Genomic DNA, 13,264 nt, shown 5'->3' on the forward strand with positions numbered 1-13,264 from the left:
TTTATTTTAGTTTTTCGAGATATTCGGCAATAACATTCTCGAGTCCCTCGTAAATCGCCTCACAAATTAGCGCATGCCCAATAGAAACTTCTAGTAGATGTGGAATGTTTTGCTTAAAATATTGAATGTTAGCTAACGAAAGATCATGTCCTGCATTAATCCCTAAGCCCAGTTCATGTGCTAATTCAGCACATTTAGCATAAGGCGTAATGGCTTTTTTATTTCCCTTCTGAAATCCTTCTGCATAGGCTTCCGTATACAGCTCGATTCGGTCGGTACCGGTTTCTGCAGCACCTCTTATCATTGTTTCGACCGGATCGACAAAAATTGAGGTGCGAATTCCAGCATTTTTGCAACGGGATATAATACCTTGAAGATATTCTTTATGTTGAATAGTATCCCAGCCCGCGTTTGATGTGATAGCATCCACGGCATCGGGCACCAAGGTTACTTGAGTCGGTTTGAGCTCTAGCACCATGTCTAAGAATTTCGGAATGGGATTTCCTTCAATATTGTATTCGGTGGTTACAACCGACTTGAGGTCGTACGCATCCTGATAACGTATATGACGTTCGTCGGGACGCGGATGTATGGTTACACCTTGGGCCCCAAAACGCTGTACATCTTTCGCCACTTGAACCACATTGGGCACCGATCCACCTCTAGCGTTTCGCAGGGTTGCGATTTTATTGATATTAACACTTAGTTTTGTCATATATACTTTTTAGAATTAACAAAAATACAAAGCTTCTAGAGGCTTATAAAGTTATATTTTGAGTAATTTGCATAAAAATTGAACTTGTGGAAACTCATCACTACATTATTAATGATATTCAACCTTTTCAGTTGGATTCAGGGATAAAAGAAGTACAACGCACTTTTAATCAACTTACGTATTCGCACATCCCGGTTAAAAACGATACTACCTATTTAGGATGTATAAGTGAAACCGATGCGCATTGCTTTGATGCCGATAAAAGTATTCGTGATTATCAATATGCTCTCGAACCTTTTTATGTTCGCGAAACCACCAACTGGTTAGACATTTTGGAAGCTTTTGCGATGCGAAATAGCAATATCATGCCAGTTTTAGGACAAGAGAATAATTATGTTGGGTATTATGAATTGGGTGATATTATGAACTTATTCAACGACACTCCTTTTCTTAATGAAGCCGGTGGAATTATCGTTGTAGAGAAGCCCATTCGAGAATACTCCTTCAGTGAGATTTGTCAGATCGTTGAATCCAATGACGCTAAAATACTCGGTGTTTTCATTTCAAGCTTGGCAAACGACACCATGCAGGCTACAATAAAAATAGGCCATACCGGTATGAACGCTATAGTACAAACTTTTAGACGTTATGATTACCATATAGTTTCCAATCACGAAGAAGACAAACTCTTGGAAGATTTAAAAGAGCGGTCCGACTATTTGAACAAATACCTAAACATGTAAGCGATGAAGATAGGTATCTACGGACAGTTCTATCATAAAAATTCTGAAAAATACATTCAGGATATACTCGATGCGCTTCAGAAGAAAAATATAGAAATCGTCATTGAACAGAATTTTCTAAGTATTATTAAGGAGCATCATGACATTACCCACAACTTCTCTGAAGTTGAAACATTTAACGAACTGGATAACTCTTACGACCTGTTCTTTAGCATTGGTGGAGATGGCACTTTGCTGAAAGCTGTGACCTTTGTTCGCGATCTCGATATTCCCATCGTGGGTATTAATACCGGAAGGTTAGGTTTTTTGGCGACAATTCAGAAGGAAAAAATATCAGAAAGCATCAATCAGATTTTGAATGAGGAATATTCTATTTCTGAACGAAGTCTACTTACTATAGCCACACAACCCGACAATAACGAAATAACAACTTTGAACTTTGCACTAAACGAAGTTGCGGTAAATCGGAAGAACACAACTTCAATGATCAAAGTAGAGACCAAAGTAAACGACGAGTATCTCACGTCTTATTGGTCTGACGGACTCATAGTGGCAACACCCACCGGCTCTACAGGGTATTCGTTAAGTTGTGGAGGACCCGTGATCGATCCAAGCACCAATAGCATTGTGATCACCCCTATTGCCCCTCACAACTTAAACGCGCGTCCCTTGGTAATACCAGACAACAGTAAGATATCGTTAAAGGTAAGTGGAAGAGAGCAATCATTTTTAGTGTCTCTCGATTCTAGGATTGCTACCTTAGAAAACGAAACCACCTTGTTAATTGAAAAGGCTCCCTTTACTATTAAACTTGTACAATTAGCGGGTGATAGTTTTATAAAAACACTTCGGAAAAAATTATTATGGGGCGAAGACAAACGCAACTAGGCAATAAAATACCCTAAAATTTGTTAATCAACAGAGACAAATTCGCTTATAATGCGGTTAAGCGAAGTTTATTATTATATTTGCAAACTTTTAAGGTATATGAAGTATTTCACAGCCGTGTTTTTTATTGTGATGTGTTCATTATTAACACATTCCCAAACCTATGAGATTGGAGGAATCATTGGAGGCGCCAACTATATTGGAGACGTTGGAAAAACCAATTATATTAGTCCGAACACCCTCGGTTTCGGCGGTATTTTTAAATGGAACCGTGGACCGCGACATTCTTTTAGAGCATCTATATTGGTAGCAAACATTGAAGGAAATGATGCAGAATCGGATGAAAGTAGAAGAAAAGAGCGAGGTTATTCTTTTGAAAATTCGATCAAGGAATTATCCATCGGACTAGAATACACGTTTTGGGAGTTTAGCATGTATAGCGGTAAACCCGCATCGGCACCATATTTATATACGGGATTAACCTATTTTGGTTATAATGCCTTATACAAACGTGCGAACGATCAAATTATAGAATACGATAAGGCCGGTGCTATTGCAATACCTATGGTCGTCGGGTTTAAAACAACCGTTGGCACTAAATTAGTACTTGGTTTCGAGATAGGCGCGAGATATACGTTTACAGATGATCTGGATGGAAGTAATCCCGTGAACGGGCTGGAAGATGAGACCGCTCTAAAATTTGGAAACACCAACAGTGACGATTGGTATGTGTTTTCTGGAATGACCTTAACTTTCACTTTTGGAAGAAAACCTTGTTATTGTAATTTTTAGAAATAGAAGCAGTCTTTAACAGGAAGTCACCTAAGCAGTAAGACATCAATGAAATGAATTTACAAGATCAAATAGACAAGAATAAGCTTCCCCGGCACTTAGCAGTGATCATGGACGGCAACGGACGCTGGGCGAAACAAAAAGGCTTATATCGCTCTATTGGTCATGAAAATGGTACCAAAGCAGTACGAGAAATCGTAGAAGCTTGTGCCGAAATCCACATCCCTTTCCTTACACTATACGCTTTCTCTACCGAAAATTGGAATCGTCCAAAGTTAGAGGTAGAACTATTAATGAAGTTGTTGGTCTCCTCCTTAAAAAAGGAGATAAAAACACTTCAGAAGAACAATATAAAATTAAATGCGATTGGAAATTTAGATGCATTGCCTAAACGCGCATTTACCGAGTTACATGACGTAATGGACCAAACTAAAAGCAACGACAGAATGACGCTTACCCTTGCTTTAAGTTACGGTTCTAGAGAAGAAATTACAAAAACCATCAAAGAGATTAGTCATAAAGTTAAAAATAACCTAATTTCGCCCGGCGAGATTGATGAATCAGTTATTAATAATCATCTTTACACGCAAAATTTACCCGATGTTGATTTGCTTATCCGCACCAGTGGAGAACAGCGAATTAGCAATTTTTTACTTTGGCAGATTGCGTATGCCGAATTGTATTTTACGGAGACGCTTTGGCCAGATTATACAAAGAACCATCTTTTTGAAGCCCTATTAAATTATCAAAACAGAGAACGACGATTTGGAAAGACAATTGAACAAATTAAACAATAGGTTATTTTTGCAATCATTCAAAAAAAGTCTTTGTATTCTTATTTTTACAATAATTTCGGTTATTGGGGTATACGGCCAACAAAAAGAACTTGATACTGGTCGAAAATATGAGATAAATTCTATCACGGTTACCGGTGCTCAAAATTTTAACGAACAAACGGTAATTGCTTTTACCGGTCTCAAGGAAGGAGATCGCATTTTTATTCCCGGAGAAAAACTAAGTGCCATAACCAAAAAGCTATGGGAACAAAACCTCTTTAGCGATATCGCATTTTACGTTACCAATCTTGATGGGGACAAAGTAGATCTTGAACTTTATATCGTTGAATTGCCCAAACTGAATGAGGTAACCGTAGAAGGAATCAAGCAGCGTAAGACCAAGGATATTATCGCAGATAATAACCTTAAGCCTGGAGTTAAGATCACTAAAAACCTCATTACCACGACCAAGAATTACATTACAAACAAATATCGTGATGAAGGCTTCCTCAATACCGAGGTGATTATAAGCACGGCTCCGGCTACCGACTCCACCGGTGTAGAGATAGGTAAGAATATGAAGATCGAGATCGATAAAGGCGAAAAAGTTAAGGTATCCTCTATCGAATTCGTGGGCAACGAACAACTTTCAGATCGCAAATTGCGTAAGGCAATGAAAGAAGTGAAACAAAAGAATTTCTTTCGAATCTTTAAACGCTCAAAGTTCTCCCAAGATTTATATGAAGAGGATAAAGCGTCTATCATTAAAAAATATAAATCGAATGGGTATCGCGATGCACGAATCGTGAGTGATACCCTTATCGTTGAGGACGAAAAGAATGTTGCACTTCGTATTAATGTTGAAGAAGGTCAGAAATATTACTTCGGAAACATTCGTTTTATCGGAAACAGTGTGTATACCGACAATCAATTGCGTCAAATATTAGGCATTAAAAAAGGTGAAGCCTATAACGGCGTCTTATTACAAGAACGCATCGCAGATAACACCGATCCTGAAGCGAACGACCTTACCAACTTATATCAAAATACCGGATATCTGTTTTCAAGAATCAACCCGGTAGAAGTTGGTGTGCGTAATGATACTATCGATTTCGAAATTCGAATCGTGGAAGGAAAAATCGCGTATTTCGATCATGTTACTGTAGTTGGGAACGATCGTACCAACGACCATGTGATCTATCGTGAATTGCGTACACGTCCCGGACAAAAATACAGCAAACGTAATGTAGTTCGAACCATTCGAGAATTAGGACAGTTAGGCTATTTTGATCCCGAGCAATTAACACCGGAATTTAAAAATGTAGATCCAAATAACGGGACCCTCGATTTAGAATATTCGGTGGTTGAAAAAGGTGCTAGCCAGATCGAACTTCAAGGAGGTTACGGAGGCGGTGGCTTTGTTGGAACGCTAGGGCTATCTTTTAACAACTTCTCGCTTCGGAATATCTTTAACAAGGATGCTTATAAGCCGTTACCTATGGGCGATGGTCAAAAGTTATCTATTCGTGCACAAGGAAGTAGTTTCTATCAAACCTATAGCCTGTCGCTTGTAGAGCCATGGCTAGGTGGTAAAAAACCTGTGCAGTTAAGTACATCCTTTTCACACACCATACAATACTTCTACGACTTCAGAAATAGAGATGTAGACAAGGACCGAAGATTTTTAATTACTGGAGGATCGGTAGGATTAGCTACAAAACTAAAATGGCCAGATGATTACTTTGTCTTGTCGCAAGCGATCAGCTTTCAGCATTACAATTTAAAGAATTATAACACTGGCTTATTTACCTTCGGAGATGGTTATTCTAACAATTTAGCCTACACCATTGGTTTAAGCCGAAACAATACTTCGGTGAACCCGATCTATCCATTGGCAGGATCGGAGTTTAGTTTAACCGCAAAATTAACGCCACCGTATTCGCTCTTCAACAATGTTGATTATGATAATCTAGGAAATCTGCCAGAATTTCAGGATTTTGACGGTAATCCTAACCGAAGCAAGATCGATCAAGAACGCTTTAAGTGGTTAGAATACTATAAGATCAAATTTAAAGGTACTTGGTATACGAGAATAGTTGAAAACCTAGTGTTAAGAACCAATACAGAATTTGGCTTCTTAGGGGCTTATAATCCGGATCGAGGTATCCCACCTTTTGAACGATTCTTCGTTGGTGGAGATGGTTTGGGATCATTTAGTTTGGACGGTCGTGAAGTGATTCAGTTACGAGGATATCCTAATCAATCACTTTCTAATCAAGATGGAAATACCATTTACAATAAATTTTCGTTAGAAATACGATACCCTATTACCTTAAAGCAATTAGCATCCATTTATGTGCTAGGTTTTGCCGAAGGAGGTGGTTCGTACGACGGCTTTAGAGAATACAATCCTTTTAGCCTAAAACGTTCTGCCGGAGCAGGATTACGTATATTTATGCCGGCATTTGGATTATTAGGAATCGATTTTGGATATGGGTTTGATCCTATCTTAGGTGGATCACAACCAAATGGTTGGGAAACACACTTTATTATTGGACAACAATTTTAACTTTGGCACGATATTTTCTTAAACAACAACCAACAATTATGAAGACTAAAAAGTTACTATTTCTTGCTTTTGCGTTTTTGTGCTTAACCTTCGTAGCTCAAGCACAACGAGGCGCTCGTATTGGATATATAGACATGGAATACATTCTGGAGAATGTTCCTGAATACACTGAAGCTTCTATGCAGCTAGAAGGCAAGGTGATGAAGTGGAAACAAGACATTGAAAAGAAAAGCAAAGAGATCGATCAAATGAAGCTAAATTTAAGCAACGAACGTGTGTTGCTTACTAAAGAGCTTATCGAAGAACGCGAAGAAGAGATCAAAATTAAAGAGGATGAAATGCTAGAATACCAACAAGATCGTTTTGGTCCTAATGGCGATCTGTTTATTCAGCGTCGACAATTAGTACAGCCAATACAGGATCAAGTATTTAACATCGTACAAGAAATAGCTGAAAACAAAAAATACGATTTTATCTTCGATCGTGCGTCAGGAGATCTGCAAATGTTGTTTGCAGCAGAGCGAAACGATATAAGCGATCAAGTATTACGAAGTATTAATCGAGCTGCCAAACGTGAAGAAATTAGTACTAAAAAAGAAAAGCGAGAATTAGAGCGACGTGAAGAACTTAGTCTTGAAGAAGACGAAGCAGTAACCGAGCGTGAAGAAGCAATTGAAGCTAGAAAATCGGAACGCGAGCAAGCAATGGAAGAGCGTAGACGTGTAAGAGATTCAATTCGTGCCGCTAAACAAGCCGAATTCGAAGCAAGACGTCAACGACTTCTAGAAGAAAGACAACGAAGACAAGACTCTATTAGAGCAGCCCGTGAAAACCGAAATAATCCTCCCGGAGAGAACGAGGAAGAAGAAGAAGGTGAAGGCGGAAATAATAAATAAATTAACACTCAATTTTTAAACACTTAATTTAATACAATAACAATGAAAAAGTTCAAATTTTTATTCGTAGCTATCATGATGTTTGTTGGAGCTACAACAGTTGCAACTGCGCAATCAAAAATAGCGCATGTTAACACCCAAGAGCTAGTTGAAGCTATGCCTGAAATGAAAGCAGCTCAGAGTCAATTAGAGAAACTTCAGAAGACCTACGATACAGAGATCAAAGCAATGGCAAAAGAATTAGATGTCAAAGTAAAGCTTTACGGTTCGGAAGAAGGAAGCAAGACCGATGAAGAGAACGCAAAACGTGCGCAAGAAGTACAAGGGATGCAGAATAACATCGTTGCTTACAGAAACGAAGCAATGAAAGACCTACAACAAAAAGAGATCGATATTCTTCAACCAATTCTAGAGAAAGCACGTGCTGCGATCCAAAAAGTGGCAAGAGCACAAGGGTTCGAATATGTACTTGATTCTTCTCAAGGATCGGGAATTTTATTAGCCGATGGGAAAGATCTTCTTGGTGATGTAAAAAAAGAACTAGGAATGTAATTTAAATTCATTTCACTATACAAAAGCCTGCTTATTTAGCAGGCTTTTTTTATGACCATAAGCAAATATCCTTCTTAATAGTTTGCGTATTTTTATCGGAATGAAAATATCAAGTCCTATAGGAATATTCGATTCGGGCGTTGGTGGTTCTTCCATATGGAAAGAGATACATCAACGTCTTCCCAACGAAGACACTATCTATTTAGCAGATAGTATTAATGCGCCTTACGGCAACCGATCGGCTCAAGAGATTATTAGGTTAAGCCTAAAGAACACTCAGACTTTAATTAATATGGGTTCCAAGATCATTGTAGTGGCTTGCAATACTGCTACAACCAATGCGATCGATATATTGCGCGAGCAGTTTACAATTCCTATCATAGGCATAGAACCTGCCATAAAACCGGCTGCATTAAAAACTAAATCAAGGTCGATAGGAATATTAGCCACCAAAGGAACACTGAGCAGTGCTCTATTTCACAAGACGGCCGAAGAATTTACAAAAGACATTTCGGTAATTGAGATCATTGGTGAAGGTTTGGTTCCACTTATTGAAAACAACCAAATTGATAGCGACGAAATGAATGCCTTATTAAAAGAATATACTTCACCCATGATTGCTGCCAACATAGACTACTTGGTGTTAGGCTGTAGTCATTATCCTTATCTTATTCCGAAGTTAACAGAAATCCTACCCTCGGAAGTTACCATCATAGATTCGGGTGAAGCAGTAGCCAAACAAACCCAAACCATTTTAGAGAATCACGGATTGCTTCAGAAGGAAAACAGAATACCTACCCTTCAATTCTATACCAATGCCAATCCGTCAACTTTGAAGAATTTACTGGCTAATTTTTCCGAAGAAATTTCAGTGAAAGAGAAAGAATTCTAACTAGCTAAAGTAGGCGAGCAATTCTTTCTTTCGAGATGGACTCACCATGACCTCTTTGCCGTTGGAAAGCACCACACTACCTCCCTTGCCTTTTTTATATTCGATCACGGCGTTTACATTCACCAAATAAGATTTATGAACACGCGCAAAGCCGTTTTTCGCCAGGATCTGTTCAAAATACTTTAGCGTTTTGCTCACTAATTTCTTTCGGTCTGTTAAATAGATGTTGGTATAATTATCATCGGCTTGACAGTATAGGATATCGGCGATCTCCAATACTTCAAATCCGTTCTGCACAGGAATGGTGATCTTACCATTAACTTGAGCGTTCACCGGCTGAAGTACCGTGTTCTGCAAACTATTCTCCTTTTCTTTGATCGCATACACATAATCAACAGCTTCAATCAGCTTATCGATCGATATAGGTTTTAGTAGATAGTAAGACGCGTGGGCATTCAAGGCCTCGATCGCGTAATGACTGTAGGCCGTTACGAAGACCGTTTCAAATTGACGATCTCCCACCTTATCCAACAAATCGAATGCGTTACCATAAGGCATCTCTACGTCTAAGAAAACTAGGTCTAAGGAATGATTTCTAATTAGCACTAAGCCTTCTTCTATATTGGAAGCTTCTCCTACCAGGTCGACCTTGGGACAGTATTTTAAAATATAGTTTTTTAAAATTTCTCTGCTCTTGGCTTCGTCTTCAACGAGTATGGCTTTTAATTTCATCAATCTTTCTTTAACACTAAACTTACACGCGTACCCGTTTCGTCTTGGGAGGCATCTTCTATTATAACATCTACTTTATCTTTATACATCTCATTTAGGATAGCAATTCGTTTTTGGATATTGCCCATCCCTTTAGATTTCTGTCGTTTTTGATGTTCGGTCTTTAAGGCTTTCGATCGCTTTCGCCCAATTCCATCATCGGTGATCGTAATTTTTACCCGCTGCGAATTAAGTTGTTTAAATTCTATGAGCAACAGTCCCTTTTTGTCCTTGTAACGCAATCCATGCCATACCGCATTTTCCACATACGGCTGCAGCAACATTGGCGGGATTACATATTCTTCCATGGGGATCGTTTCATCTACCTCTATACGATACTCAAATTTATCTTGAAATCTAAAATGTTCCAGTTTCACGTAAAGGTGCAACAGTTCGAGTTCCTTTTCCAACGGAATAAAATCTTCTTCACTGTTTTCAAGTACAGAGCGCATAAGTTGTGAAAATTCACTAAGGTATTTATTCGCAGCTCTCTCATCATTACTCGCAATAAAACTATTAACCGAGTTTAGGGCATTAAAAATAAAATGCGGATTCATTTGAGTTCGCAACGATTTTAACGCGAGTAGATTATTCGCATACTTTTGTTGTTTCACATTCTTAAACTGGGTATAAGCCATGGCCATTAAGAGCAAGGCGATAAGTACTAAAGAAGCAATCACCCATTTTTGCACGCGATTATTGGTCTCGATCAATTCTTGGTTCTCGAATGCCAATTGATACCGACTTTCATTTAATTTTCGTTCTGTTTCTAAACTGGCAATTCGATTTTGTTTTAAAGCGATCTCACGACTAAATCGTGCTGCTTGCGAAATTTCTTGCTCTCTTTTAATGTAGAGTTCATTCAAGACTTCCGCATATCGCTCATAGCTGTCTGCAGCCTTGTCGAAAGCTCCCATATTCTTATAGACTTCAGAGAGTTTTCGTGTGGCGTCCTTTTCCACCACTAGATCTTCTTTAGCACCGGCCTCTTCTATGCTGCGTTCTAAAAACGGAATGGCTTCTTCATACTTTTGTTGACCCACAAAGGCATTTGCAATTTTATAATTTTGTCGCTGCGGGGTTAAAGCGCTATTGTTATCTTCCACAACACCACTACTTTCAGCATCGTCCATCGATTCAATCTCTTCCAATGCTTCGGAACGCAACTGAATTTCTTTATCAAAATCCTGTTTTTGATTGTAAAAGTCGGCGACTTTGTTCTTTTCTTCTACAGCACGCTTGCGGGTTTCTTTTTTCGAAAGGGTTAATGAGTTATCGAAATACGTTTCAGCCTGCGATAGCGAGCCGCTTAACGCGTAGGCCTCTCCAATTTTTGAATTTAAATCGGTTATTTTTGATGTGATCGAATTATTAGTTGCTACATCCAATCCTAGTTGGTAGTTCTTTATCGCTTCGGAAGGCGTGTTGGTTGCCATATAAACATCGCCCAAACCTTGATATACGGCAATGCGCTGAAATACCGATAAACGTTGCGCTAACAATCGATTATAGGTAGTAATGCTCTCTTGATAGTTATTATTACTTCGGAAGGCTTCAGCGAGTTTAATCCGAACATCGGTCTTAGGACTTGCGTCCAAACTTCGTTTATAGTTATCGACTGCCAGATCGCTCTGTTGCCAATAAAGATTAATATCTCCTAAGGTTTCGAAAGCTATACTATTCTGCGAATTCGACCCAACCTTACCGGGAACCGATTCTAATGCTTTGGTAACGTATTCTATACTCCGCTTAGGGTCCGTCTTTAAAATTGTTTGGGCCGAATCTATATAAGTAGTAAATAAACTATTTGAAGGGGAATTGGTTAATCGCTGTGATGCAGGTTGTAATTCGTCTTCGGCCTTTTCTACCTCTATTCTCAGGTAATCACCCTGTCTTATTTCTCGATAGACCGTTTGGAAGGCATCACTTCTAATCACTATTTGATCACCCTCACCAGCTTTAATTGAAAATCGACCGTTGGCATCGGTAGTGGTGTAAGCACCCCCAACGATTTCTACGTTCACTTTAGGAATTGGTTGCTCGTTAGCTTTATCGATTACTTCACCCTTTACCACAAATTGTGGCGATTCGCTTTTAGAGTTTTGTGCCGTAGCTGTGACCCCTAAAAGGAAAAACAATAATGGTGTATAAAACAGGTGAAAGCGCATACGATATAAGTTCGCTATAAACTTACGCACTTTATTTTGTACTAAGAAATGAGTATTTAAGGATATATGTATCCATTGTGACGTTTAAGCGTAGTTAACGTACTGAAAGGGTCATTTCACACAATAGAAAGACAGCCACACTCATTCGCGTTTTTTAGTGTAAAAATAGTGAAAGCTACCAACTTGAAGTTGTAGTTCACGAATGCATACAGTCCGTATTATATTTTACTAATTTGACGTTAGTTGATCGCCGGACAGTTACAGTCGTAAGGCTCTGGTCTTCCACCTAAGAAATCGTACCCAAGGGTGATTTGGTGAAACCCACCACTGTCGAATTTAATATTCCCAATTTGATAGGAATAGGTATACGCGAACATAAAGTTATTATAATTTATTCCTACGATTGGGGTCACATATTGCAGTTTTTGATCACTTATTTCTGTACCGTCTAAGAATTCGGCACCGTCAAAACTTCTTCGGTAGGATAGCCCTCCCCATAACTGACCAAAATCCATGTTGCGGTAGGCTTTAAAATTCACGTCTATGGTCTGTTCGCCGGTTCTTTCTGTAAACTGGAACAAGAACGAAGGTTCATACGCCCATGTAGATCCGTATCTTCCTATTGCATATGCTGCCGATAAGATATAACGCCTTTGATTGTTGTTTTCAAACTCTTCGGAAAAAATACTTCTATTCTGAAAGATTATATTCTTCACCGTAAAATGCCCGGAGAAATCAAGAAAGTTATAAGAAACACCGGCATCAATGTTAAAGTAAGAACTACTCTGAATGATGCCCGCAATGATCGGGTCAAAATCATTCGGATCAAATTGTGTTTCATCAAGCCTAGATTGTATGATTCCAGCGCTTAAGCCAAAAGACAACTGATTTAAATCGGCTTCGCTTCTCGAAAACATAATATGATGCGCATAGGTAAGATATCCTCCCGTTTGTGAGTGATATCCATTTTGATCGTTGAACACGATTGCTCCAACACCAGAACGCTCCCCAATCCTCGCATTAAAGCTCAATGTTTGAAGGTTTGGAGCTTCATTTTGATCGAACCACTGTTGACGTGCCGTTAAGCGAATCTGATTATGTGCTGCTGCCCCGGCCATAGAGGGGTGCAATAAATATAAATTATCTGAAAGGTAGTCACTATAAAAAGGGATGCCATCTTGTGAAAATCCGAGCTGTGTTACTAAAAATAGTAAGATAAAGTAGGTTTTTTTAATCTTCATAAGTCTTTAAGTTCTATCTTTTTAGGGTAAAGTGCCCTCTAAATTCCTTTCTGGTATCGTCTTCTGTATACTCTACCAAGAACCAGTAATCACTCGAAGGCAACGGATTACCGTTATAGGTTCCATCCCATCCTTGGGAAGTCGGGCTGATCTGCTTGAGCAGCTTCCCATAGCGGTCAAATATATAAATTTTTGCCGTAGGGTCACCATCTCCTATTCCAATGATATTCCAAGTGTCGTGATACCCATCTTGATTAGGAG

Annotated in this window: 13 protein-coding genes; 8 read left to right on the forward strand and 5 right to left on the reverse strand. The window is 38.9% G+C overall.

Going from position 1 to position 13,264, the window contains the following annotated elements:
- Nucleotide 1 precedes the first annotated feature (1 nt).
- A complete protein-coding gene (locus tag DWA30_RS02265; protein WP_114490907.1) occupies nucleotides 2-715 on the reverse strand; it encodes a pyridoxine 5'-phosphate synthase in 714 nt (237 codons plus the stop codon).
- Nucleotides 716-801: 86 nt separating this feature from the next.
- Here DWA30_RS02265 and DWA30_RS02270 point away from each other — a divergent pair, with 86 nt between their 5' ends.
- The 8 genes from DWA30_RS02270 (at nucleotide 802) to murI (ending at nucleotide 8,823) form a co-directional block, all read left to right on the forward strand.
- On the forward strand, nucleotides 802-1,458 hold the full coding sequence (locus DWA30_RS02270; RefSeq protein WP_114490908.1) for a CBS domain-containing protein: 657 nt from the start codon (nucleotides 802-804) through the stop codon (nucleotides 1,456-1,458).
- Between the two features lie 3 nt (nucleotides 1,459-1,461).
- The gene (locus DWA30_RS02275) at nucleotides 1,462-2,346 is read left to right on the forward strand and encodes an NAD kinase (protein ID WP_114490909.1); all 885 of its coding nucleotides are present in this window, start codon (nucleotides 1,462-1,464) and stop codon (nucleotides 2,344-2,346) included.
- Between the two features lie 99 nt (nucleotides 2,347-2,445).
- Complete coding sequence (gene porG / locus DWA30_RS02280; protein WP_114490910.1) at nucleotides 2,446-3,138, forward strand: type IX secretion system protein PorG; 693 nt, start codon at nucleotides 2,446-2,448, stop codon at nucleotides 3,136-3,138.
- A 53-nt stretch (nucleotides 3,139-3,191) separates the two neighbouring features.
- Nucleotides 3,192-3,935: an undecaprenyl pyrophosphate synthase gene (gene uppS / locus DWA30_RS02285; RefSeq protein ID WP_114490911.1), complete on the forward strand. Its 744-nt coding sequence runs from the start codon at nucleotides 3,192-3,194 to the stop codon at nucleotides 3,933-3,935.
- Nucleotides 3,904-6,483: an outer membrane protein assembly factor BamA gene (gene bamA / locus DWA30_RS02290; protein ID WP_168421721.1), complete on the forward strand. Its 2,580-nt coding sequence runs from the start codon at nucleotides 3,904-3,906 to the stop codon at nucleotides 6,481-6,483. The genes uppS and bamA overlap by 32 nt, the downstream gene beginning before the upstream one ends.
- Nucleotides 6,484-6,521: 38 nt before the next feature.
- Nucleotides 6,522-7,379, forward strand: a complete 858-nt coding sequence (locus DWA30_RS02295) for an OmpH/Skp family outer membrane protein (RefSeq protein ID WP_114490913.1) — start codon at nucleotides 6,522-6,524, stop codon at nucleotides 7,377-7,379.
- 42 nt (nucleotides 7,380-7,421) lie between these two features.
- The gene (locus tag DWA30_RS02300; protein WP_114490914.1) at nucleotides 7,422-7,931 is read left to right on the forward strand and encodes an OmpH/Skp family outer membrane protein; all 510 of its coding nucleotides are present in this window, start codon (nucleotides 7,422-7,424) and stop codon (nucleotides 7,929-7,931) included.
- Between the two features lie 100 nt (nucleotides 7,932-8,031).
- Nucleotides 8,032-8,823 (forward strand): glutamate racemase, encoded by a 792-nt coding sequence (gene murI, locus DWA30_RS02305; protein WP_114490915.1) that lies wholly within the window; start codon nucleotides 8,032-8,034, stop codon nucleotides 8,821-8,823.
- Here the strand turns inward: murI and DWA30_RS02310 are convergent, their stop codons facing one another.
- The 4 genes from DWA30_RS02310 to DWA30_RS02325 form a co-directional block, all read right to left on the reverse strand.
- Complete coding sequence (locus DWA30_RS02310) at nucleotides 8,824-9,555, reverse strand: LytR/AlgR family response regulator transcription factor (RefSeq protein WP_114490916.1); 732 nt, start codon at nucleotides 9,553-9,555, stop codon at nucleotides 8,824-8,826. It lies immediately after the preceding gene.
- A complete protein-coding gene (locus DWA30_RS02315) occupies nucleotides 9,555-11,762 on the reverse strand; it encodes a histidine kinase (RefSeq protein ID WP_114490917.1) in 2,208 nt (735 codons plus the stop codon). Before DWA30_RS02315 ends, DWA30_RS02310 begins: the two co-directional genes overlap by 1 nt.
- Nucleotides 11,763-12,001: 239 nt before the next feature.
- Nucleotides 12,002-13,003: a PorP/SprF family type IX secretion system membrane protein gene (locus DWA30_RS02320; protein ID WP_114490918.1), complete on the reverse strand. Its 1,002-nt coding sequence runs from the start codon at nucleotides 13,001-13,003 to the stop codon at nucleotides 12,002-12,004.
- 13 nt (nucleotides 13,004-13,016) lie between these two features.
- On the reverse strand, nucleotides 13,017-13,264 hold a 248-nt coding region (locus DWA30_RS02325; RefSeq protein WP_136073132.1), incomplete at its 5' end, for a T9SS type B sorting domain-containing protein.

Origin of the sequence: Candidatus Ulvibacter alkanivorans (assembly GCF_003333325.1) — a bacterium.
Classification (GTDB): Bacteria; Bacteroidota; Bacteroidia; order Flavobacteriales; family Flavobacteriaceae; genus Ulvibacter_A; species Ulvibacter_A alkanivorans.